This is a genomic window from Agrobacterium tumefaciens (genome assembly GCF_013337285.1).
GTDB lineage: Bacteria > Pseudomonadota > Alphaproteobacteria > Rhizobiales > Rhizobiaceae > Agrobacterium > Agrobacterium burrii.
On the sequence record NZ_SUPW01000002.1, the window covers coordinates 236,359 to 257,682 of the forward strand.

Annotated in this window: 23 protein-coding genes and 1 tRNA gene; 15 read left to right on the plus strand and 9 right to left on the minus strand. The window is 56.0% G+C overall.

Going from position 1 to position 21,324, the window contains the following annotated elements; genetic code table 11:
• Positions 1–276 precede the first annotated feature (276 nt).
• Entirely contained in the window at positions 277–567 is a 291-nt protein-coding gene (locus FCH38_RS06985) for a hypothetical protein (RefSeq protein WP_174373311.1), read from the minus strand.
• A gap of 76 nt (positions 568–643) precedes the next feature.
• On the opposite strand from FCH38_RS06985, the gene FCH38_RS06990 reads away from it, so the two are divergent.
• From FCH38_RS06990 to FCH38_RS07050, 13 genes are all read left to right on the plus strand, one after another.
• On the plus strand, positions 644–7,666 hold the full coding sequence (locus FCH38_RS06990; RefSeq protein ID WP_174373312.1) for a hypothetical protein: 7,023 nt from the start codon (positions 644–646) through the stop codon (positions 7,664–7,666).
• Between the two features lie 62 nt (positions 7,667–7,728).
• Complete coding sequence (locus FCH38_RS06995) at positions 7,729–9,048, plus strand: hypothetical protein (RefSeq protein WP_174373313.1); 1,320 nt, start codon at positions 7,729–7,731, stop codon at positions 9,046–9,048.
• Entirely contained in the window at positions 9,048–9,602 is a 555-nt protein-coding gene (locus FCH38_RS07000) for a hypothetical protein (RefSeq protein ID WP_174373314.1), read from the plus strand. The genes FCH38_RS06995 and FCH38_RS07000 overlap by 1 nt, the downstream gene beginning before the upstream one ends.
• Entirely contained in the window at positions 9,599–10,165 is a 567-nt protein-coding gene (locus FCH38_RS07005; RefSeq protein ID WP_174373315.1) for a macro domain-containing protein, read from the plus strand. Before FCH38_RS07000 ends, FCH38_RS07005 begins: the two co-directional genes overlap by 4 nt.
• A gap of 167 nt (positions 10,166–10,332) precedes the next feature.
• On the plus strand, positions 10,333–10,914 hold the full coding sequence (locus FCH38_RS07010) for a Panacea domain-containing protein (protein WP_174373316.1): 582 nt from the start codon (positions 10,333–10,335) through the stop codon (positions 10,912–10,914).
• Positions 10,886–11,302 (plus strand): hypothetical protein, encoded by a 417-nt coding sequence (locus FCH38_RS07015; protein ID WP_174373317.1) that lies wholly within the window; start codon positions 10,886–10,888, stop codon positions 11,300–11,302. The genes FCH38_RS07010 and FCH38_RS07015 overlap by 29 nt, the downstream gene beginning before the upstream one ends.
• Before the next feature lie 76 nt (positions 11,303–11,378).
• Positions 11,379–11,903, plus strand: coding sequence for a peptidoglycan recognition protein family protein (locus tag FCH38_RS07020; RefSeq protein WP_174373318.1), 525 nt, complete (start codon positions 11,379–11,381; stop codon positions 11,901–11,903).
• The gene (locus tag FCH38_RS07025) at positions 11,903–12,193 is read left to right on the plus strand and encodes a hypothetical protein (RefSeq protein WP_174373319.1); all 291 of its coding nucleotides are present in this window, start codon (positions 11,903–11,905) and stop codon (positions 12,191–12,193) included. Before FCH38_RS07020 ends, FCH38_RS07025 begins: the two co-directional genes overlap by 1 nt.
• Positions 12,190–12,537: a hypothetical protein gene (locus tag FCH38_RS07030; RefSeq protein WP_174373320.1), complete on the plus strand. Its 348-nt coding sequence runs from the start codon at positions 12,190–12,192 to the stop codon at positions 12,535–12,537. Before FCH38_RS07025 ends, FCH38_RS07030 begins: the two co-directional genes overlap by 4 nt.
• Complete coding sequence (locus FCH38_RS07035; protein WP_174373321.1) at positions 12,519–12,818, plus strand: hypothetical protein; 300 nt, start codon at positions 12,519–12,521, stop codon at positions 12,816–12,818. Before FCH38_RS07030 ends, FCH38_RS07035 begins: the two co-directional genes overlap by 19 nt.
• Positions 12,815–14,284 carry an SGNH/GDSL hydrolase family protein gene (locus tag FCH38_RS07040; protein WP_174373322.1) on the plus strand — a complete coding sequence of 490 codons (1,470 nt, stop codon included), beginning with the start codon at positions 12,815–12,817 and terminating at the stop codon, positions 14,282–14,284. Before FCH38_RS07035 ends, FCH38_RS07040 begins: the two co-directional genes overlap by 4 nt.
• Before the next feature lie 65 nt (positions 14,285–14,349).
• A complete protein-coding gene (locus FCH38_RS07045; RefSeq protein WP_174373323.1) occupies positions 14,350–14,502 on the plus strand; it encodes a hypothetical protein in 153 nt (50 codons plus the stop codon).
• Positions 14,503–14,589: 87 nt separating this feature from the next.
• Entirely contained in the window at positions 14,590–15,204 is a 615-nt protein-coding gene (locus FCH38_RS07050; RefSeq protein WP_236776575.1) for a hypothetical protein, read from the plus strand.
• Here the strand turns inward: FCH38_RS07050 and FCH38_RS07055 are convergent.
• From FCH38_RS07055 to FCH38_RS23460, 5 genes are all read right to left on the minus strand, one after another.
• Complete coding sequence (locus tag FCH38_RS07055; protein ID WP_174373325.1) at positions 15,201–15,437, minus strand: hypothetical protein; 237 nt, start codon at positions 15,435–15,437, stop codon at positions 15,201–15,203. The two genes, FCH38_RS07050 and FCH38_RS07055, sit on opposite strands and share 4 nt — an antisense overlap.
• A 212-nt stretch (positions 15,438–15,649) precedes the next feature.
• Positions 15,650–16,066, minus strand: a complete 417-nt coding sequence (locus FCH38_RS07060) for a hypothetical protein (RefSeq protein ID WP_174373326.1) — start codon at positions 16,064–16,066, stop codon at positions 15,650–15,652.
• 10 nt (positions 16,067–16,076) lie between these two features.
• Positions 16,077–16,739: an SOS response-associated peptidase gene (locus FCH38_RS07065; protein ID WP_174373327.1), complete on the minus strand. Its 663-nt coding sequence runs from the start codon at positions 16,737–16,739 to the stop codon at positions 16,077–16,079.
• A gap of 2 nt (positions 16,740–16,741) precedes the next feature.
• Positions 16,742–17,113 carry a hypothetical protein gene (locus FCH38_RS07070; RefSeq protein WP_236776576.1) on the minus strand — a complete coding sequence of 124 codons (372 nt, stop codon included), beginning with the start codon at positions 17,111–17,113 and terminating at the stop codon, positions 16,742–16,744.
• A gap of 94 nt (positions 17,114–17,207) precedes the next feature.
• Positions 17,208–17,408, minus strand: a complete 201-nt coding sequence (locus FCH38_RS23460; RefSeq protein WP_336510793.1) for a dehydrogenase — start codon at positions 17,406–17,408, stop codon at positions 17,208–17,210.
• 130 nt (positions 17,409–17,538) lie between these two features.
• Here FCH38_RS23460 and FCH38_RS07075 point away from each other — a divergent pair, with 130 nt between their 5' ends.
• Positions 17,539–17,952: a hypothetical protein gene (locus FCH38_RS07075; RefSeq protein WP_174373329.1), complete on the plus strand. Its 414-nt coding sequence runs from the start codon at positions 17,539–17,541 to the stop codon at positions 17,950–17,952.
• Positions 17,953–17,982: 30 nt separating this feature from the next.
• Here the strand turns inward: FCH38_RS07075 and FCH38_RS07080 are convergent, their stop codons facing one another.
• The 3 genes from FCH38_RS07080 to FCH38_RS07090 form a co-directional block, all read right to left on the minus strand.
• Positions 17,983–19,221 carry a hypothetical protein gene (locus tag FCH38_RS07080; protein WP_174373330.1) on the minus strand — a complete coding sequence of 413 codons (1,239 nt, stop codon included), beginning with the start codon at positions 19,219–19,221 and terminating at the stop codon, positions 17,983–17,985.
• Positions 19,222–19,337: 116 nt separating this feature from the next.
• On the minus strand, positions 19,338–19,946 hold the full coding sequence (locus tag FCH38_RS07085) for a hypothetical protein (protein ID WP_174373331.1): 609 nt from the start codon (positions 19,944–19,946) through the stop codon (positions 19,338–19,340).
• Positions 19,947–20,034: 88 nt separating this feature from the next.
• Positions 20,035–20,111: transfer RNA gene (locus FCH38_RS07090), tRNA-Arg, on the minus strand.
• Positions 20,112–20,631: 520 nt separating this feature from the next.
• On the opposite strand from FCH38_RS07090, the gene FCH38_RS07095 reads away from it, so the two are divergent.
• Positions 20,632–21,138, plus strand: a complete 507-nt coding sequence (locus FCH38_RS07095; RefSeq protein WP_149899937.1) for a MarR family winged helix-turn-helix transcriptional regulator — start codon at positions 20,632–20,634, stop codon at positions 21,136–21,138.
• Positions 21,139–21,324 lie beyond the last annotated feature (186 nt).

A 21,324-nucleotide genomic window follows, 5' to 3' on the forward strand; every position in this document is an offset into this window, starting at 1 on the left:
GGTGTGGCGGTGCAGAAGCTAGGCCGGTTCATTGACGAGATGTCCGAAACATCGCGCGCCACCTGCATGCGACGCTGTCTTTCGGCGTTGGCCTGCTGCATGTCCACCTGCATCAGACAGTTGGAATAAGCGTCTGTACCAGCCTTGAAGCCATAGTTTGTGCAGGTTTTAGCAATCTTATTCCGAAGCTGCTCTCTCTGCGCCTCCTGCTGAACGCAGCCGGAAACGGCCACTGCGCAGGTTATGGAAGTGATCAAATATAGGAAACGCACGGCCTTAACTCGCTTTCACAGTCGGACGAAAACTCTTCGCGCCTCGCCACAACGCAAACGGCGCGACGAAGACGGTAGCGATGAGCGGGAAGAGCAACGTTGAGTGAAGGTACGGTTGCTCTCTCAAAATCGCCACTGCTGCCATGCTCGACGCAAAGCCGATAACGACCAGGATGACCCAAACGGCGACAAGCCAAACCGGCTTGATGCCGCTCTTCGCCAGCCATTCAGAAATTCTTCTTGGCGCGTACCAACCAAGCGCCAAAGCAAATACCGCAAACACCGCCGTGATCATCTGACACCCCGCAACCTCATTGGCTTCAAAGAAACCAGAGGTTGGGGCGCTTGTCGAGTGGCCCCTTGGAGAAGACATGCCGACACTGGAAGAATACGACGTCTGGAAGACGCGCCAGGATGCCGCCCAAACCGGCAAGACCGATTTCGTTTTGGGCAACGCACGCAAAACTAATCCTGACGAATTCGCTTCGGACGTAAAGCTGGGCAAAGCTTTCGGCTTGAATGCTGACCTCGCAAATGCCGGCCGAAGCATGCTTGAGGACCGTCTGACCTCACTTCGGAATACTTCCGTGTTGAAGGCATCTCCGCGAACAGCGCAGTGGCTTCAGGACGCAGACAACGCGCGGGCGGCTTGGGATGATCTGGAGAACCTGTCGTGGTTCGAAGGTGCTGGTCGCGCCGTCAAGAACACCGGCATTCGTGCTGGTCAGCGGCTTTCGCAGGTCGGCAATCAGTACATGCTTGAACAAACGGCGGGCCGCTTTCAGGATCGCGATATGTCGTTCGGTCAGTTACTGCAGTCCGAACAGGACGTGGTCAAAGATGCCGACGGTCGCGATGTGACCCTGATGCCAACTGTTGGTGATCTGGCCTCCACCGTCGCTCGGTATGTCGATGCTCGATATGCGGACTTGATCGGGACCGACGATGCCGAAGCAGCGCGCGAGTATGCAGGCCGGCTCGTCGAAAACATGAAGGCGTCTTCGCAAGCCCCGAAACCGTTGAGCGCTCAGGAGTTTGAAGAAAATGGCTTGAAGGGCGAAACTTTCGGGGAGGCTGCAAGCAATCTGGTCAATGAGGCGGTCAGGAATCCGCTCGGCATGATGACGTGGGCGCTGACCACTGCCGGCGAATCCCTCCCACAGATGGCCGCCGCGCTTGGTGTGACCGCCGTTTCTCGAAATCCGTCGTTGGGTGCCGCCACCATGGGGGCAGGATCGTATGCGACCGAACGATACACTTCGCCGGCGGAGTTCCTTCAGGAGAAGGGTATCAATTTCGCCAGTGCTGAAGACGTTCAGCGTGTCATTGACGATCCGGCACTGCTGAAGGAAGCCGCGGATAGAGGCGCTATTCGCGGCGCCATCATTGGTTTGTTCGATATGGCCTCTGTGGGTTTGGCGGGCGTGTCGTTTTCTCGATCGCCATTCGTTGAGGCCATCGCTCAGACCGTTTCACAGGCGGTGTCGGGGTCGGCGGGCGAATACACGGCTCGTGTAGCGGCTGGACAGGAAATCAATTGGGGCGAAATTCTTGCCGAAGGTCTAGCCGAAATTGCCTCAACCCCTGTCGATATGGGTATCGCTGGAAGAAAGCTCTTCAAGCAGCGCACGGAATCCGTCCAAGCGACCGACGCAAAGGTGAAGATCGACGAGCTAGGCGACAAAGCCATGGTATCGAAGCTCCGCCAGCGTCTCGACGGTTCGTTCATGGACTTCGTCGGCAAGGCAACAGAAGGCACATCAATTCAGGATGTCTTCGTTCCGGCCGAGAAGATGCAGGAACTGTTTCAGAGCTATCGATACGATCCCACGGAGTTTCTGGGTGAGCTTCCGGGCGTCGATGTGGCCGATTGGGACACTGCGCTTGCCACGGGCGGGGACATCCGTATTCCAACCGCCACCTATGCGGCCAAGCTTGCCGGTTCTGATTTCGATGTCTTCCTTCGCGAGAACATGAGATTTTCGCCGGATGCGATGACGTTCGCTGAAGCGCAGGAATTCAATGCCCGCTCGTCGGAAATCCAGATGGAAGCATTCGAGGAATCGGAAGCTGCCCGGATTGCTGATGAGCGAGACCGCTCGCTCGACGTCCAGGAGCTGGACGAGATGATTGGCCGTCTTCGCGCCGCCGGTCGCTCGACCGATGTCGCTCGCTTTGAGGCCATGCCGCTGATCGCGATGCGCAGGACGATGGCGGCCCGCTCGGGGATGACGCAGGAAGAGTTTGCTCAGCGAAACCCGCTGCCGCTGGTTCGCGGCGCTATTCCAGAAGGTCTTAAGCCGAAGAATGTCGACCAACTCACGCGCCAGCTGGCGGAGATGCGTTCCTATATCCCGAAGACCGTCAACAATGGTCCTTCGTTGTTGGAGGCCATTTCTGAATATGGCGGTATCAATGACGTTGGCGGCGAACTGAAATCCCGTGATGCTGCAGTCATCAAACGCGGCAAGGGCAAGAAGACGCTGCGCCTTGCGCGGGGTGGTGTCGTCGATGGCGTGCGAGACATGTTCGGCGGTGGATCGGGCAAGAAGCATGGCATTGATGATGTCGCCCAGGCTATGCTCGATGCTGGTTATTTGCAGGACAATCCCGTAGCAATCGAGTACCGCGCTGCGCTGGAAAACGGCACAGAAGTTCCGGACATTGGGAAAGCCCTGCTGGATGCGATCGATGAAGAGCTTCGGGGCAACGTCCAGTATGCGGGCGAAGCCCAGATCGATGAACGCGGCGCTACGATGGAACGCAATATCGCGTATCTGAGCGAATTGGGCGTCACGCTCGATGACGCTGACGATGTCATTCGCGGAGCGCTGGAGAAGGCAGAGGCCGAAAATGGGAGGACGTTCGGCCAGGCGACGCTGCGGCAGAAGCTGGCGAAGCTGCGCCAGTCGCTTTCCGATCTCGTTTCCTTTTCCCAGACCGCCCCCCGAGGTGAATCTCAGGTGGTCGAAATTGCTCAGGTCTCGGATGCGGTCGCTGATATCGTTGAACAGCAAACAGGCTTCGATATTCACGGCTACCGCCATACGATCGACAGTTCGGCTATCCGCCACATCCTCAAAAATCATGGCGATGCCGGCAAGGAAACCGCGCGCGGAATGGTGCCGATCACTGAAGAGGATCTGGTCGGCATTCCCGATATGATCGCTTCGGCTGATAAGGTTGTCACCGGCGCCAAGGGTCGGCGCGGTGAGGAACTTGTGGGCTACCTCAAGAAGCTCGACGACGGCACGACGCTCTACATCGAAGAGGCTCGACGTGGTCGGAAGGCGCTGGCAGCGGTATCGATGAGAAAATATCCCGCCACGAGTGACTATTCTAGCATTGCTAAAACCATCAGTCCCAACGTCCGAAACGATGGCGGGAATGAGGTGACTATAACTGATGTCCCGGCAAACTCCAAGACGCTGTTTCAAAGCGAACGTCGTGGTTCTATCCAGCTTCCGCTCGGCGGCGCTTCGGAAAGCTCGGTCATCATCAGCCTTTTCGAAAGCGCTGATCTGTCCACGACCATCCATGAATCCGCGCACTACTTCCTTTTCACGCTGGAAGACCTGCGGACGATGGGGCCGGATATTCAGGAGATGCATGACGCCGTCAGGACTTGGTGGGCTGCCAATGCGGAAGCGGTCGCAACCGATGCAACTCAGGCGACTGGCCTCAAGGTTTCTGCGCAGAACGTCAATGACGTCATCCAGCAGGGAACATCAGGCGATGCGGCTATCGACAGGGCTGTCGAGGTGGGCATGCATGAACAGTTCGCCCGTGGCTTCGAGGCCTATGTGATGGAAGGCAAAGCTCCGTCTATCGAGCTTCGATCCGCTTTCGAGCGCTTCGCTCAATGGCTGATGCGCCTTTACAAAACCCTTCGAGGTTTGAATGTCAGCATCTCGCCGGAAATCAGAACGGTCTTTGACCGGATGCTGGCCACTGACGATGAAATTCAGGCCGCTCGCTCCGATCTGTCAGACGATATGCTTTTCGCTGCGGCGGACGCTGCTGGCCTATCCCCAGACGACTATCGCCAACTGGTTAAGCTGCACGATCAGTCCGTTGATGCTGCGAATGAAAAACTGCGTCAGGAGATCATGGCGCCGATAAAGCGGGAGACTGAACGCTGGTTCAAGGAAGAAAAGGGCAAAGTCCGCGACGAGGTGACCGACCAGATCAACCGCGCGCCGGTCTATCGCGCATGGGAATGGCTCGGCAACCGTCGTTGGTTGGGCGGGGAAACCCCCGAAGGCATGCCGGACATGCGCCTTGACCGCCAGATGTTGGTTGACCGCTACGGCGAAGGCGTCCTGAAAACGCTGCCAAGGGGTCGTTTCACGCTCTATGCCAACGAAGGCGGCATGGATCCTGATGAGGTCGCTGGCTGGTTCGGGTTCGAGAGCGGCGACGCGCTCGTCCAGTCACTTGAGAAAGCACCGTTGCGTCGGGAAGCGATCGATGCGGAAACCGACAGATTGATGCGTGAGAGGCATGGCGATGTTCTGCGCGATGGTCAGATCGAAGAACGGGCTTTGGATGCTTTCCATAATGACAAGCGAGCGCAGTTCCTTGCCGCCGAACTGAAGGTGCTTAAGGCACGGGCGGGAGACACTTCGCCTAGCACTACCGTTGCTCAGGCCAGAGAGGCTGCAAGGCTAACAGTAAGCCGGATGCAGGTTCGTGATGCCATCAACAGCAATCGCTTCCTGACGGCCGAAAGAAAGGCTGCGAATGAGGCAATCAAGCTTGCTCGCTTGGTGGAGCGTGAAAATCTTTGGTCTCGCCAGCGTCGCCGGGATGTTCAGTCCGCTGTTCGCAATGGCTCGCTGCGGGCCGCCAACAGTGCGACCGACCGCGCAAACGCTTCAACGGATCGATATAACGATGCCGTCTCGCTCCTCGTCGAGCAGAAGCGTCGGCAGCTTATGAACCACATGCTCTATGCTGAAAGTGTCAAGGCAGCAGAAGAGGTGGAGAAGGCTGAACGGTTCGTCTCGAAGCTGGGCAAGCGATCCACTCGTCAAAACCTTGCCGGTGATTATCTGGAGGCGATCGACGAACTGCTTGAACGTTACGACTTCCGGAAGCTTTCGGTGAATGCCGAACAGCGCCGCGGCTCCCTGTTGGCCTATGTCGATCGGATGACGGCAGAGGGCCGGGAGAACGAACTGTCGATCCCTGACAGCGTTGTCCAGGACGCTCGCCGCCGGCCGTACAAGCAGCTTTCTGTCGAGGAGCTCCGGGGCATCATCGACACCTTGAAGAACATCGAACACACGGCGCGTCTCAAGCAGAGGCTGAAGGACGCCAAGCGCGAACGGGAACTGGACGCCGTCGCCGGGGATATCGTTGCGGAGTTCGACGAAAACGTGAAGGGCAGCGCGCCGTCCCGCGCGAAGTCGGGAAGAGGCGGAGCAAAGGAGGGCTTCCGGAGCTATCTCAATCTGGTCAAGACTGCGGACACCATCTTGCGCGAAATCGACGGTTTCAAGGATGGCGCTGCCTATCGCCATATCAAGGCACCGATCGACGAAGCCGTCAACGAACTGACGGTCAAGCGTCGTCAGGCGGGAGAGGATTTCGAGAAGCTTTATTCCGTCTACTCGAAGGAAGAACGCCGTTCGATGACGCGGCTGCAATCTGTTCCGGAATTGAATGGCCAGTTCTCGAAGTGGGATTTGATTTCGTTGGCGCTGAATGTCGGGAACGAAGGTAACTTCCAGCGCCTTACGGACGTCCGTGTCAAAGGTCACTTCACCCCCGGCCAGATCGACATGGCCCTTTCACGTCTTGATGCTCGTGACTGGAAGTTTGTCCAGTCGGCATGGGATTTGATCGACGGCTACTGGCCAGATATCGAAGCCCGCGAAAAGCGCGTTACCGGCGTCGCACCTGAAAAGATTGCTGCGCGTGAAGTTCAGACGAAATACGGTACGTTCAAAGGCGGTTACTACCCGCTGAAATATGACGCCGAGATTTCGTCTCTCGCACGCGATGATGATCTTCATGACCTTGCGGCCTCGATGACTGGCGGTCGCTTTGGCAAAGCCCAGACGAAGAACGGCCACACGAAGGAACGTTCGAATTCCTCGGGCCGCCCGGTGCTGATCGATATCGGCGTCCTTCATGGCCACGTCAATCAGGTGATGCACGACCTTGCACTGTCGGAGGTCGTCGCGAACTCGTGGCGCATCCTGCAGAACAATGAGGTGAAAAGTGCCTTCCTTGATCGGGGAATGAAATCTGACTTCGATGCGCTCGAGGTGTGGTTGCAGGACGTGGCAAGCGGGGAGGTCCGCGGCGCTGACTTCATGAACAGGTGGGCGCGCAAGATGAAGTCGGGCTTCACCGTTTCGAAGCTGGCCTTCAACCTCACAACGGTTTTGCTCCAGCCTACAGGCATCGCACAGTCGTTTGTCGTGGTCGGAAAGAAGAATATGCTGCTGGGTATGCAGGATGTCTTCCGCCGGCCTCTGGGCGGGCCAGGCAGCGCGGCCAGCATCATCATCGACAAGTCGCCATTCATGCGTGAGCGCGAAACCACCTTCAACAAGGATGTTTATGACATCCTCGGAGACGTCAGAACCGGTCCCTCGCAAAACCGGATATCGCAGTTCACAAGCGATTATCTCGCGCCGTGGGGCTTCTGGCTGATGCAGAAGGCGCAGTTCTACACGGTGGACATGCCAACATGGCTTGCGGGCTACAGGCAGGCCACAGAGGAAGGCAGGAGCGAAGCGGACGCCATAGCGCATGCTGACCGGATCGTGGCGCGCGCAGCGGCCTCGGGCAACTTCTCTGACCGGACGCCGATCGAGCGCGGCTCCCTGTCTCGCAACGTTCGGCAGAACGACGTCGTGCGGCTCTTCACGGCGCTCGGGTCGTATATGTTCGCAAAGTTCAACGTCGCTTACGAAAAAACACGGCAGACCGAATTCCGAGATCCCCGGCAGGTTTTGTCGTGGACTTCCGACATGGTCATGCTGTTCACGGTCGAAGCTGTCCTTGCGGCGCTGGTGCGGGGCCAGCTGCCATGGGGCGATGACGACGATGACGATGACGGCTGGGCGGAATTCCTCGCCAAGCAAACCGCCCTTAGTGCAGCCGGAACTCTTCCGTTTGTGCGAGACGCCGCGAGCGCGGTGCAAGGCTTCAGCGGCGGCGGCGCCTACGGTTCAATCATGGACACCATAGCGCGGCCTATCTTCCAAGCCTCTCAGGGCGAAGTGGATAAGGCGTTTATTCGATCCATCGTCGATGCTGGCGGATTGTTCCTGCACATCCCGTCCACCCAGATAAACCGCTTCGTCGATGCGACGTGGCGGCAGGCCGAAGGCGAAGATGTCTCGCCCTTGGAATACATCATGGGCAAGTCGAAATGATCTGCCCGCCATTCACAATTCACCAACGCTCCTCCGGGGGCGTTTTTTTTATGGGGTGAAGCATGACTGTTTCGAGCGAAACAAATTCTGCCGGTCCGTATTTCGGAAACAATGTGACCACTGTTTTCCCGTACGAATTCAGGATCATCGATGAAACTCACCTCCAGGTTATCAAGCGTCTTGTATCCGGCGCAGAAAGCGTCCTCACTCTGGGCGTCCACTATACTGTTGCCGATGTTGGCGGCCAGACTGGCAGCGTTACGATCCTTGCCCCCCCCACTGTGGGCGAAGTCGTCAAAATCCTGCGCAAGGTACCTTTCAAGCAGGAAACGGCGCTGGAAAATCAGGGTGCCTATTTCCCCGATGTGGTCGAAGCAGCGTTTGATCTGGCAGCAATGCGCGACCAGCAGCTTCAGGAGCAGATTAACCGGACGGTGAAAATCCCGGCGTCTGCTGATCCAGAGGAACTGAACGCGCTTATCGCTGATGTTCTGAGATTGTCGGCCAGTGCAGACGCGCTCGACACGGTCGCCGCTATCGCGCCGCAGGTCGTGCAAGTTGCTGCGATTGACGATGAAGTCATCAATGTGTCGGGTATCCGCGACGCCGTCGTTACTGTCGCTGGCATCAGAGGCGAAGTGGCGACGGTCGCTGGCGTTGCTCCTGCCGTTCAGGCTGTGGGAGACAATCTGGTCGATGTTCAAAATGCGGCTGAGAACGCGCAAGCTGCAAAAGATGCTAGGGATTTGGCGCAGCAGTATCGCGATGACGCACAGGGGTTTGCTGAATCGATTGACCCGTCAAACTATTATTCAAGGGAAGAAGTTGACGCGCTACTTGCTGACCCATGGTCTCAGCAGCCGGTCGGCGCGCTGATCGCCCTTCGGCACGGCATCACACAGATACCAGAACCGCCCAAAAACAAGGCCTATCGCTATGTTTTGCTGACGGCGGGGCAAACCGGGGCAGGCTCGTACAATGAAGGCGTTTTGACATCGGAAGTCATTTCCGGGTCGCAGCCTGTCGTTTCGGCGTATGCGACCATTAATCTATCCGGATCAGTTCTGAATGGGCAAGTGGTCAGGCTCATCAACACAGAGCGGCGGTTCCTTCGCGCCGGCTCGGCCGGTACTCTTCAGGATAGCGCATTTGGTTCGCATGGCCACTCGATCAACGACCCCGGCCATAAGCATGCGCTCATAGGCGATGGCGCATCCGGTGTGGCCAGTATTCCCCGCATCGATAACCAGGGCATTTCGAACCAAAAATTCTTCAACGACGCCGTTTCAACGTCAACGACTGGGATCACTATCAACTCCGCAGGCGACACTGAAACTAGGTCGCGAAACATCGGTGTCGATTATTACGTGAGGATCAAATAATGCCCTATGCTTTCGAAGGTGGCATCTGCACCGATGCCCGCGACGGTGCCATTGAAATCACCGAAACACAGTATTCTGAGGCGCTGGCGGCCATTGACACGGGCAAGGCTGTGACCACAATAGGTGGGTTCCAGATCGTTGACGCCCCAGCCGTGGAAGACCCTGACCCGGATGCAAACCTAGATCTCGACCAGTGGAAATTGAAGCTGGCCAGCAAGATCGACGCGGATGCGGAAATTGCGCGTCTTCACTACATCACCGGCGGCGCTGGCCAAGCGATGACGTATCAGCAGAAGGCGCAGGAAGCCGCAGAGGTGCTTGCGCTTGTCGGATCTGGCGAGATTGATGGAAGTTATTTTCCGCTCCTGTCCGCAGAGGTGGGCATAACCGCGCCGACGTTGATCCAGGTCGCTCAGGTCGTGGATTCTGCCTATCAGACGTGGCGCGTTGTCGGCGCTCGGATCGAGGCGCTTAGGCTGGGCGGGAAAGCCTCTGTTTCGGCTGCATCGACAATCCCGGCCGCAAAGGCCGCCGCTCAAATTGAGTGGCCATGATGCGGATTATCATCTTCGACAGGAACCCGGCGATCCTCTCCGCTTTCGCTGAACAGCGGGATATCGAGTTATTTCACGGGACCCTTGATGAACTCGAAGCAAGCGCCGTTGTCAGCCCGGCAAATTCGTTCGGCTTCATGGATGGTGGTGTGGATTACGCCTACAGCGCTTTATTTGGGTGGGGCGCTCAAGAGCGCGTTCAGGCTGAAATCGCCAAGCTCCCATTCGGGGAATTGCTTGTTGGCCAGGCTCTAACGGTCTCGACGGATAATGAGCGTATTCCGTGGTTGATTTCCGCGCCGACAATGCGCGTTCCGAAGCAAATACTCGACGCCAACGATGTGATGCTTGCCGCAAGGGCCGCGACAGCGGAGGCGGTGAATAAAGGTCTGCAATCAGTGGCGTTCCCCGGCATGGGGACAGGGTGCGGGATGCTGGCACCAGAGATTGCAGCGGCTGCGATGATCTGCGGCATATCGAATGCTATACGACCGATGGATAAGCCCGCCTCATGGCGCGAGGCCCAATACCGGCATTTTCATCTCCAGTGTAACCGCACCTAAGCAACTTCTAAAATCAGGAGACAACAATGGCGACTGTACGCGAGGTACAGTGGGGGCGTAATGCATTGTTCACATATTTATTTAATTCTCTTCGTGTCGCCACTATTTGATGGATTGTGCGTTTCTGCTATTGACATTGCATAATGAATTCGAGTCGGAAAATGACAATGGCTAGGTCGAAGGCTGAAGTCGTAGATATCGCAGTTGATTGCGACCGGATAGTCGCGTCCATAGCGTATGCGATTGCAACAGCAGAAAGTAAGGAAGAGCATTTTACGCAGTATGATGTTGTAAAGTCTCTGTTTCTTGCTGATCGGGCGCACCTAAATAGGTTCGGTCGTCTCGTAACGAATGACACCTATGTGGCGATGATCCATGGCCCTGTTCCATCAGTGGCATATGACCTTTTGAAAGAGAACACATGGAGAATGCGATATTTCGAGATTAAAGAGCTCCCCTGGGAAAGCAAAAGTATCGGGGAAGGCAAGCGCGAATATTTTCATGCCGATGCGAGTTGGGTGGACGATTTCCTGTCTCCAAGCGATAAGGCCGCGATTGAAGATGCTGTGACAACAGTTAGCAGCCTTTCGTTTGGTCAAATACGAAAGCTGACCCACGAAGATGCTGCTTACATCGATGCATGGGAAGATGAGGCTGAGCGGAAACAGTTCCCCATGAGCCTTGGTCTGCTTTTCGATACACCCAACTTCGAAAAAGCACGTGAAATCAGGGACGTATCGCGCCTCTGATATGACATTTGCAGTAGGCGACATCATTTTATTCAAAAGCGAGGTTGCTGGCAAAGCCAAGTACCACTTTTGCTTCTATTTCGACAATACGAACGATGTTTACAGCCTGATGTTCTTGAATTCAGAAGGCATATACGCGGATCATTTTGCAGTTGATTGCAGCCGCATTCCTGAATTGCCGGCTTCGCGATCTGGAAGTTCAGTTTTCAGTTGCCCAACGGTAATTCGAAAGAAGACAGACCAACTCGCGAAGCTTGAACCTGAAAAGAAGTGTACTCTTCCGCGCGGTGTGGCCATAGACTTTTTGAGTTTTGCGAAAACCATCACATCAATGACGGAAAACGATAAGGCAAGGTTGATAGCAACTCTTGAGGTTTTGTCGAACTAACAGGTTCGTTTCCGGTTCAGTTATCCATAGGCGTCCTTCGGGGCGCCTTTTTTGTACCCACAATCAGGACATCGCTATGACTTACAAGCTTCCGCTGGAATGGCTCCAGCCGGTTAAGATGGTGCGCGTCGTTGTGCATTGGTCTGCCGGCGCTTATCGGGCGTCTGATCTCGACAAGGAGCATTATCACTTAATCATTGAGGGGACTGGCAACGTTGTGCGTGGCGATCACGCCATTGCCGACAACGTCAACACCGCTGACGATGACTATGCCGCCCATACTCGCGGCTGCAATACAGGATCGATCGGCGTTTCCTTCGCTTCGATGGCTGGTGCGATCGAAAGCCCGTTCAACCCCGGGAAGTTCCCGCTGACCGAAGCACAGTGGGCGCGGGGCATGGAGGTGGTTGCGCACCTCGCGGCGTTCTACAAAATCCCTATCACCGACAAGACCGTCCTGACCCATGCCGAAGTGCAGCCGAATCTTGGCATCAAGCAAAATGGCAAATGGGACATCACCCGCGTGCCGTTCGATGCCTCCCTGATCGGCGCGAAGGCGTGCGGCGACAAGATGCGGCGCGATGTGAAGGTGCGGATGTGATGAAGTTCTTCATGGATCACAAGGCCTCTGTTGAGTGGGCGGTGCGTCGGCGCATCATCATCATTGCCCTGATCTGGTCGGGTGGCCTCGTGACGTACCTTGCGATCTGGGGCCGGCCAATTGCTCTTAGCGACACGGTAGCGATGAACCTGATCTTGCTCATCGGCGGCATCATCGGTTCCTACGTCTTCGGCGCTGTCTGGGAGAAGAACACTCAGGTCAAAGCGGACATCGCCCAGCAGGCGGTGGATCAGGGCGATACCGACACAACGGTAAAGGTGGAGCCATGAGCGCCCTCAGCTACATCTACATGACCGTCGGCGCGCTGGCGATGTTGGCCGTTGCTCACCTCTACAACGTGACGATCGATAATCCCGCCGTCCGTCGGCAAGCACTGTCTGGTTACGTGCTGCAATCCGAAAGGGATGCGCTTCAGGCAAAGCTCGACCGTGAGCAAGCGCTTCGTGAAGCGGTCGACCAATCGTTGGCCGCAGCCACGAAACGCGCTGACGAGGCAACCAAGGCGAAACAGGCCGCAGAGGCTGAGGTTGACCGGCTGGCCGAAGAAGCCGCCAAGGACGCCACCCTTTCCCGCCCCAACGAAAGCGACAAGAAATGGCTATCCGAGCGTTAATCATCGCAGCCGTTGCGCTGATCCTCATGAGCTTTACCGGATGCCAAACGACCGGAGAACGCCTCAAGGCTGCATCTGTCGTCAAGGGCGAGACTGCCGCCCGTCAGCCGGTCCTCGTTTTCCCGGCAGCCTGCACCGCACTCATGGAGCGAGTGAAGCTACGCGACGAGCCGTGGGTGATCCACTCGTGGCGCTGGAATGTCGCCGCCGACAACCGCGACCAGTTGGCCAGAGACTGCCAAGCATGGGCAGACGATTACAGCAAAAGGATTGCGCAATGATCGGTCTTGGACTTGGCCTGTCTCTCGGGTTGTCGGGTAAGCCAAAGGGCGTCCCAAAACTGCCTGTCAGCCTGCCTGTCGCGCCTCTGCTATTCGCCGGCACTGTGCGTATGGCTGGCTGGGCCGGAAGCGCAGCGAAAGTAGCGCGAGCCGCCAACCCGACGACACCGCAGACGTTTGGATGGGCGAGTGATCGTCTAGACCTTGCAGCGATAGAGACCTATGCCGGCGGCGCAAACTCTGACGCCCGAGTTGATACATTTTTCGACCAATCAGGCAACGGGTATGACCTGATCCAGCCAACGGCAGGAGCGCGTGGCAAGGTATACAGGTCTCAGATCGACGCCGGCGCATTGCCGTTCACTGGTGGTCCAAATGTCCAATATCCGATCCCGGCAGGGCTTTCCGTGGACCGTGCGAACCATACCGTCTTCCTCGTCTTCAAGCCGCATTTGGCCCGCGCCTCCTTTTACTGGATACGTCTCGGCACCACGTTGCAATATGGCACGGCAACCCCTGACCTGACGACACCGGGCGGCGGGCCGCGTCTGCTCGACTCAGCCAACAGCGTTACTAAGGTCGGATCACGTGCGCCCAAGACATCCGGCGTATCGATCATGGGTTATGCCAGCGGCCCGAGCGGCATCACTTGGTACAACAACCGGAAGATTGAGACCGTTGCGGGTGGGTTGGCGGCCGGTACGCTGACAGGAGGCAACATCGAGAATGGAAACGGCTACAGCGAGATCATGGCCGTTGTCATCTTCCCCCGTGCCCTGACCGAAGCCGAAATGGCGTCGGTCGGCCGGCAGCTTGAAGCCGTCGCACCTATCCAGATCGGGCAGACCAAGGGCGTCTTCATGATCGGAGACAGCATCACGGCAGGGCAGGGCAGTGTTGCTGTATACACTGCTGGCCTTGGCATGACGGCAACGGAACCGGATCAGCTATTCGGCGCACTCGGCAGCCCGACAGATACAGCCATATTCAATTGCGGCCAGCCTTCTATCCCGATGACGGCTCTCAACTCCTCCAACGACCGGGCGCGCATCCTTGAACTGATGAATGCCTATCCAGAAATAACGAAGCGTGTTGCCCGCGTCCATGCCGGGATCAATGACCTTCGAGCTGCGTCTACGGACACGACGGTCTACAATGCCATTTCGGGATATTGCGCCTGGCTGCGTTCGCAGGGTGTGAAGGTGGTCGTATCGACCATCAACACACAGGTTGTGGATGCGACGTACACCGCGCAGGCTGAAACCTATCGCCTGTCGATCAATTCGCAAATTCGCACCAATTGGGCAACGTTCGCTGACGACATGGTGGACTACGCCAACATCCCCGAACTGGCCGATCCGAACAACACCACTTACTTCGCGACTGACAAACTGCATCAGACTGCGCAGGCCTATCAGCTTAAGTCGGCTCTCGTTGCTCCGAAAATACAGGCGCTTCTCGCCTGACGGTAAAGCAACGGTTTTAGTTTTATCGTAAAACCGAAGTCTCCATTACTTTAGGAGATTTGAAAATGGACAACTCAAAACTGATGGCGATTGAGGATCACCTTAAAGCCGCGTTACTGTTGGCAGAGCAAGCAAACATCGGCCTTCTAATATACTTGCTGAGTATGGTGCTTCTTGAGGTGCAAGACCGCATGAAGGGACGCGCCAGAGATAATTGACAGCACCCACGACATTCGCCCTCGACCCATGGCCGGGGGCTTTTCTTTACTCGCATCCAGGCTGGGATAATGGCAGGAAACGACGATATGGCGAACAACGGCAACATCGAGCGCAGCTATACCGATGCGGTTACCGCCCAGCTTGGTGAGCGCGTCACCAATCTTGGCCGCCGGCAAAGCGATCTTGAGACGGAGATGCGCGCCGGATTCAAGCAGGTTGAAAATGGCATGTCAGCCATTGCCAACGAGATGAGAACGTCCATATCGGCGCTTTCAACCAATTTGTCGGAGCGGAATAAGCCTCAATGGTCAGCAATCGGTGTTGCCATCACCTTCTGCACCGTGATTGGCGGCCTTGCGTACTGGCCCATCAATTCCTCTACCTCGCGCCTTGAAAGCGCCGTCGCCGTACTGGCTGAAAAGGTTGTCACCCGGCAGGAGATGGAATGGCGACAAGCTCGAGGCGCAGAGGATCGGAACCGTATGGAAGGATCGATCAAGGATATTCGTGATGCCCAAGTGCCGCGCGCTGAGCTTGAAAGGGTTTGGACAAGCCAGACGAACATAGATGCCGATCAGCAGCGCCAACTTGACGAACTGAAGCAGGCACAGGGAAGTGTGTATGGTGCCAGAGACGTGATCCTAGATCTTCGCCAGCGGGTAGACCGGATGGAGAGAGAAAAGGCCTCTCCGGGCGGCTAAAGCTTTAGGTAATGTACTGGAATAGGCGGCAGCCCCATTTTTTTCCGGTGCCAGTTTTCGATTGCTTCCCAAAAAATCGGAAAGAACATTTCACCAAGCACCGGCTCCGTTGCCCCATCAGGAATGAACCACGGATGATCCTCGGCATCCAAATGATATGTGCCAAGAAATTCGCCGTCCCTTGTAACCACTGAGCCGTCTTCCAGCAGATTGATGTTATATCTCAGCTCCAAAACGATTTCCCCTTGCCCCTGTATATTTATTTAGTTTTTGATCTGGCTGCGTCAATATCCCTATGCGGATAATGCTCCCAGCAATGCCACGTGGACTTCTCGGCCTTCGAACGGCTGAAGCCAAAGCCACCCCATGCCTTACAGCCTGGATACTCGCAGTAGTGGTTCTCGTGGACGCCGTCGCCGACTTTATTGTTTTGGTCGCTCATTCTTCAGTGGCCTTTGCGGGTGGGGTGTGGCGGGTCAAAGCTGGCCACCGGGGAAGCTCCGCCAGCGTGCATTTCCTTGGTCCATTCATGCAGGGCGTCTGCCGGAGAATCGGCTTTCACCCACGAAATGATTGGCCCAGACAATGCCGGATCGATGTAGAGAACAGCAGCAAGCTTTAAGGCGTCGCTGAACATCATCTGCATTGAAGCCCCTGACGCACGGTTGTCATCGGCCCAGAACCTTTCAGGGCCGGCATAAGCGTAGACCTCAAGAAATCCCGGCTTGGTTTTGATTGCGTCGACAAGCCAATTATCGACGGTTGGCAGCGCCACCCTATCCATATCCATGTAATCGCCGTCGGCTTGCTGCCCGACGACGAGGATGCCGCGCGCTCTGAGTGCTTCTGGCTTTATGAGCATCCGCTTTCTCCTATCCGAATAGATCGGCCGGCTGGCCTTCTCCTTCGACCGGCAGCAGCACAAGGCCGTCGTCAGGTAATGGCCGCTGAAGCGCCTTAGCCTCGTCCCACGGCGCGGTCAGCCACATTTCCACCTCATCCTTATTTGTCAGGATAACCGGCATAGCCTTCGGGTGGATCGGTTTCACGATGCCGTTCGGATCCGTCGTCAGGAATGCGAAAAGCTGATGCTCACCTTCGCGTGGGTTTTTCATCGATCCGCGGACGCCATGCCAATCCGTCCAGATCCCGGCGAAGAAGGCGAGGGACGTTTCCTCGTTCAGCGCAAACCAGCGCTTTGTCTTTCGGGGCTTGGTGTCTTCCCATTCGCAAAAGGTTGTCCATGGTACTACGCACCGGTTCTCCGGTCGCAGCCATCTTCGCCAGTGCGGAGAGGTGACGTTGCGGATGTTCGTCACGCCGGTGTCGGGTTTGCCTTGTGTGACGAACTGAGGCGATGGCATGCCCCACGTCAGCCCGACAAGCTCCCGACCGCTCTCTCCATTACGCACCACTGGTGCTGGACGATCTGGATAGACCTCGACGTCTGGCTCCAGGTTAAGCCGTTCCTGCATGATACCCACGATGTCGCGGATCGATTCCTGATTGGTCTTCACGCGGTACAGATTACACATACTCACCTCGGCATCTTGGCTATGGTGATCTTCACATCACCCTTGACGTTGCACCGTTTGCATTTCAGCCGCTTGGCTAGATCGTCTACAGTGGTGTCGGCCTTGGCCACGCGGTTCAGTTGCCAGTGCGGGACATTCGAAACGTGGCCGCAGTAATTGCACTTGGCAACGACAATTTCCCAGTTTCGTATTTCCTTGACCTTAACGGGTGGCGGCGGCGCTTGTTTCAAAGCTTCCATGAGGCTGCCAGATTTGGTGTGGTATCTGAGCCTGCACCGTCCAGAGAAGCCTTCCATAGGCTTTGGGCACTTGAAGACCTCCTGAGATATTTTTTCCAACATCGTCGGCATCTGTAAGTCGCCAAACTCGATCATGAGTTCTGCTGAGCTTATAGACTTGAGAAGCTCGCAGTCCTCGCACAAGACGCATACTGGCTCCCCGCCATAATCTGACAGCGTATATGCTTCTCTAGGTGGCATCTCGCTCAGCGTCCGGCTTCCATCCCCTCGTAAATCCTTTGCCCATGGCAGCGGTCGCCAGCGCGAGCTGCATCCGCAAGTGCTGGATATCCTCCATTAGGGTCTCTATCGCAGCGCGGCTATCGCCGTCGTGCCATGCGATAATGTGGTCAACCGGATCGGCTTCCGGTTCTCGTCTTTCTGGGCGCACGTTCTCATTCTCCGGTTCAAGAGTTAAATCGTCCCTGATTTTCCGAAAGGCACACGCCGCCGTGCCAAGCGATGTTCTGATTATGTTCTGGTTTGAGACGGAGTCAAGCTGGGGCATAAAGATTCATTGGATGACTGATCACCCCTACAACAAGGATCTAAGGATGCCAGACCGGGATTTTCCGCCGGTGACGCTTACAGAAATGATTACTCACGATGAGCTCATTGAACGTTGGCCTTGGCTGACCGCTCAGACTGTGAACAAGTGGCGCCGTGCTGGAGCTATTCGCTCCTTCAGGGGCAAAAAAGGAATTCTTGTTTATCCAATGGGTGATATCGAGCGAGCGCTCACGGACAGCCTCAGGGCGTTAGCGGAAAATCACAGTGGAGCGCCGTCTTCACCTGTCGAGGAACCAGAGCAGGCATCTTCGAGCCACCACGAGATGAGCGAGGCCGATCAAATTCGAGAGCAGTTATGGTTGCGCCAGATTCACGAGCGAAAATTCCCACGCGCCAAAAATGCTAATCCTTCGCCTGACAGATAAACGAATCGGATCAACTTTTCGGTCTTTAAGCTAGTCGTCCCAGTAGTTCAGCTTAGGTGGCGGCTCACCTTCGGGATCATGAAGTGGATCCGGATTCGCGAAAAGCAGCATGGCCTCTAAAGATGTCTGAATTGCCTCAACACGCGTTTGCTCCTCAAGCTGCATCAGCCGCTTTCGAGCCCACTCAAGCATTCGTCGGTAGTCCGCCGGGAGATCTTCGCAATATGGAACGATGGAAATTGTATCGCGTAAATCGTCTGCCTCACGGCGCGCATTGGCAATACTCTGCAAAAAGGAAAGGCGATCGCTTTCACGCTTCGCTCGTTGCTCTGCCATCTTCCTACGAGACGCCATATGCGCTCGACGCGCAGCCTCCTGACGATTTCGCTCATCGTTTTCGCGCGCGGCGACGTGCGCAATCCGATAGTTATCTACAATCTTGGATAGATGGCCCTCGATCGTTTGGGTCTCGGTGTCACACCACTCCGTTTTGACGCCAGCACCTGGGCCGTAAAAGTGTAATCTCAATCTCCCCACATGCACGTACGTGAAGTGCTGCCAGCCACTGCGAGATATCTCGATTTGTCGCTTTCTCGGAGCGTCAATAGTGAATCCCAATGTTGTCCCATCTTTCTCGAAACCTAGCCTAGGGGATGTGGCAGTAAAGGCAAAACCATAGGGTTCGAGTTTAGCGCAGAGGCTGTTTAAAATGGCGCCGACGCGAGGCAAATCTTTTGGTGTAACTTTTGCGCCCTTAAGTGAAACGTAGCCATCTCGATCGCTCTCACGACTTCGGAGTTCAGCTACGAAGGATTGGACTTCAGATCTAAGCTTTCCTGTCTGCATTATGACAGCTCGCTCGTCTTTGTCTTGGGATGCGAGAGGTTTTCGTGGTTGAGGCTGCGCATGAGGAAAGTGGGCAGTTGGAGAAGGCTGACGCAGGCGCTTGTCCTCGTCCTCTATTTCTCGCAGAGCAGTATCGAGAATTTGGGTTACGTAAGGGCTGCGGGTGCTCACCGGCCTAGTGCCGATGTGCACCGTGTGGAGCGCCGTATTCTCAACTGCCCGCAGGGGCGTCCGTTTAACGGGTTGCCCGGCGTCGATTTTTGCCCAGTGTCCCCTCGACGGCACTGGGACGAGATATCGCTGACAAGTCTTAGCTAATCCTCGATCTGATAGGCCGTACGTTTCCGCCAGCTTCTGCATTGGGGTGGACCACACTAGTTCGTAAAGCTCCTCCCGCGACATCGACCTCTTCGGATTTTCCATGATTGCCTCCTAGCGGTGAAGCGAGATTTATGAATCTATGGGGCGTCTGCGAGCTTTCACTGACGTCATAGACGCGGATCGATGCACGAGTTTTGTAGGCCATGCTCAGCTGCACGTCACGCCTTGTGAAAAGGTGACCCCAAGGCTACGAGCAGTTCAGTCCGGCATCTTGGAAAGTAAGGTCGTAAGATGACCGGTCCGATGTGAGCGAAGGGCAGCAGCGTTTCCATCCTCATGGCCGTAACAATTTGGCGCATGCCTTGGAGGCCATAGACCGCTACCAGTTCCTCCACCATGTCGAATGCCGCTCGATAGTCTCCGGCGGTCATGGTTCTGAAATCCACGCCTTCGTATCTGGATTGGAAAAACTGTTCGAGAAGATAAATTTTTGCGTGTTCTGCCAATCCCTCTTCAAGCACTGTTGCTTGTCCGGTCTGCGGGCCATTAGGAGTGAGGCAATGAACTAGTTCATGCGTCAGGTGGAAAAAGCGCGCCAAACCGTCATCGGCTTGATGCTCAGGCAGGCAAACCGCAACCTGTTTGGGATTGTCTGGGTCGGTGTAGATTGTGAAGGGAAACCTTCGCTCATGGAAATACACGCCATCGAAGATGACTTCCGGGTGAGGGGTGCCAAAGAAGCCAACAACAAGCTCCTGTATGAGCGCCACTTCGCTAGGTTCCATCTGGTTCAGAGTATCGAACTGGATAAAATCGTTCTGGCGCATCTCGGCTCCGATGGAAAGCAGTGCTTCCTATATGCTTCCTGTAAGATTTTTATCCATCTAACAAAATCGCTGGAAGCCTTGGAAAATATGGCGCACCCGACAGGATTCGAACCTGTGACCTTTGGAATCGGAATCCAACACTCTATCCAGCTGAGCTACGGGTGCAGCGGTCACGCTTGAATCGCGTGCAGCGGTTGGTTCATACCCCAGCTTTCTTTCCGCATCAATGTCTAAAAATCAGAGATTTACGAAACATCACCTGTTTTTTCGCCGGGGTGGGGTGCGATTTATTGTGGGGTGCTGATGCCTTTCTGCTGGTTGGGGAAACAATGCGTCGTTTGGCGTATTGCTTTTTTTATTGAAATTGGGTTTCCCCTATAAGTAGTATGTTATCGTCTGATGCGGCGGCTGTTTCGCCGCCACCATGGGCAGGTGGCCGGACGGGCGCAAAGCCTTTCAAACACGGCGCGGCGGGCGGCGTCATACCCTCAAAATCGGCGGGTAAATAGTGATACTTTTCCCGGCCTCCGGATGGCGGCCTGGAAGCCGGATTTGGATTTTTGCGGATTAACTGTCAAATTATTATACAATATTAGTATCACCTACATTTATTTAGGATACAGTTTTGGAACGTTGTCGGTTATGATTTCGGCAGGGTAAAGGAACGAATCAAGCGGGGGATCGGATGGCTTTGCGATTGGCACATAGCAACGGGCCGCGGGCGGAAAAGGCCGAAAGCGACGGAGTGGAACCGGTGCATCTTACGGCGATTGACTATGGATTGTTGGCGACGGCGATAGGCTATCATTTGCGGCACTCGCAACTTGCCGTGGCAAACGGGTTTTCAGATGTGCTGGCGGAACGGGGGTTGCGACCGGCCGATTTCTCAGTTCTCGTCATTGTCGGCGGCAATCCGGGCCTGAAACAGAGCGATGTGGCGGAAGCGCTGGGCATCCAGCGCGCCAATTTCGTCGCGATTGTCGACAACATGGAAGAGAAGGGTCTGCTTGTCCGCCGCCGGTCGGAAGAGGACAGGCGCGTTCATTTTCTCGACATGACCGAGGAGGGCAGCCGCCTTCTCGACAGCCTTTCCGATTCATGGCGCGACCGCGAGGAAAAGCTGATCGACAGGATCGGCGGCAAGAAAGCCCGTGACCAGCTGCTATCGCTGCTCGGACGTCTGCGAGGCTGAACGCCGCTATCGCCGATGGAGACGGCTCTGGGGGGGGCGCGACCCGGAAGTGCGGGTCGTGCCGGTTTTCCGGCCGGTTGGCTGTGCTTGGGGATTTGCCCTTTCACGACAGCCTGATTGGTGACGGCTCGATTTGCATTGCAATTTTCCTGTGAAACGGCCAAGACGACCTGCATATGCCTTTGG

What these genes read in the sequence shown, in the direction of transcription:
- FCH38_RS06985 (WP_174373311.1), bottom strand. Translation starts at nt 567, where the DNA reads ATGATCACGGCGGTGTTTGCGGTATTTGCTTTGGCGCTTGGTTGGTAC.
- FCH38_RS07065 (WP_174373327.1), bottom strand. Translation starts at nt 16,739, where the DNA reads ATGTGTAATCTGTACCGCGTGAAGACCAATCAGGAATCGATCCGCGAC.
- FCH38_RS06995 (WP_174373313.1), top strand. Translation starts at nt 7,729, where the DNA reads ATGACTGTTTCGAGCGAAACAAATTCTGCCGGTCCGTATTTCGGAAAC.
- FCH38_RS07020 (WP_174373318.1), top strand. Translation starts at nt 11,379, where the DNA reads ATGACTTACAAGCTTCCGCTGGAATGGCTCCAGCCGGTTAAGATGGTG.
- FCH38_RS07085 (WP_174373331.1), bottom strand. Translation starts at nt 19,946, where the DNA reads ATGCGCCAGAACGATTTTATCCAGTTCGATACTCTGAACCAGATGGAA.
- FCH38_RS07095 (WP_149899937.1), top strand. Translation starts at nt 20,632, where the DNA reads ATGGCTTTGCGATTGGCACATAGCAACGGGCCGCGGGCGGAAAAGGCC.
- FCH38_RS07075 (WP_174373329.1), top strand. Translation starts at nt 17,539, where the DNA reads ATGACTGATCACCCCTACAACAAGGATCTAAGGATGCCAGACCGGGAT.
- FCH38_RS07040 (WP_174373322.1), top strand. Translation starts at nt 12,815, where the DNA reads ATGATCGGTCTTGGACTTGGCCTGTCTCTCGGGTTGTCGGGTAAGCCA.
- FCH38_RS07045 (WP_174373323.1), top strand. Translation starts at nt 14,350, where the DNA reads ATGGACAACTCAAAACTGATGGCGATTGAGGATCACCTTAAAGCCGCG.
- FCH38_RS07070 (WP_236776576.1), bottom strand. Translation starts at nt 17,113, where the DNA reads ATGATCGAGTTTGGCGACTTACAGATGCCGACGATGTTGGAAAAAATA.
- FCH38_RS07060 (WP_174373326.1), bottom strand. Translation starts at nt 16,066, where the DNA reads ATGCTCATAAAGCCAGAAGCACTCAGAGCGCGCGGCATCCTCGTCGTC.
- FCH38_RS07010 (WP_174373316.1), top strand. Translation starts at nt 10,333, where the DNA reads ATGGCTAGGTCGAAGGCTGAAGTCGTAGATATCGCAGTTGATTGCGAC.
- FCH38_RS07030 (WP_174373320.1), top strand. Translation starts at nt 12,190, where the DNA reads ATGAGCGCCCTCAGCTACATCTACATGACCGTCGGCGCGCTGGCGATG.
- FCH38_RS07025 (WP_174373319.1), top strand. Translation starts at nt 11,903, where the DNA reads ATGAAGTTCTTCATGGATCACAAGGCCTCTGTTGAGTGGGCGGTGCGT.
- FCH38_RS07080 (WP_174373330.1), bottom strand. Translation starts at nt 19,221, where the DNA reads ATGGAAAATCCGAAGAGGTCGATGTCGCGGGAGGAGCTTTACGAACTA.
- FCH38_RS07035 (WP_174373321.1), top strand. Translation starts at nt 12,519, where the DNA reads ATGGCTATCCGAGCGTTAATCATCGCAGCCGTTGCGCTGATCCTCATG.
- FCH38_RS07005 (WP_174373315.1), top strand. Translation starts at nt 9,599, where the DNA reads ATGATGCGGATTATCATCTTCGACAGGAACCCGGCGATCCTCTCCGCT.
- FCH38_RS06990 (WP_174373312.1), top strand. Translation starts at nt 644, where the DNA reads ATGCCGACACTGGAAGAATACGACGTCTGGAAGACGCGCCAGGATGCC.
- FCH38_RS07000 (WP_174373314.1), top strand. Translation starts at nt 9,048, where the DNA reads ATGCCCTATGCTTTCGAAGGTGGCATCTGCACCGATGCCCGCGACGGT.
- FCH38_RS07050 (WP_236776575.1), top strand. Translation starts at nt 14,590, where the DNA reads ATGGCGAACAACGGCAACATCGAGCGCAGCTATACCGATGCGGTTACC.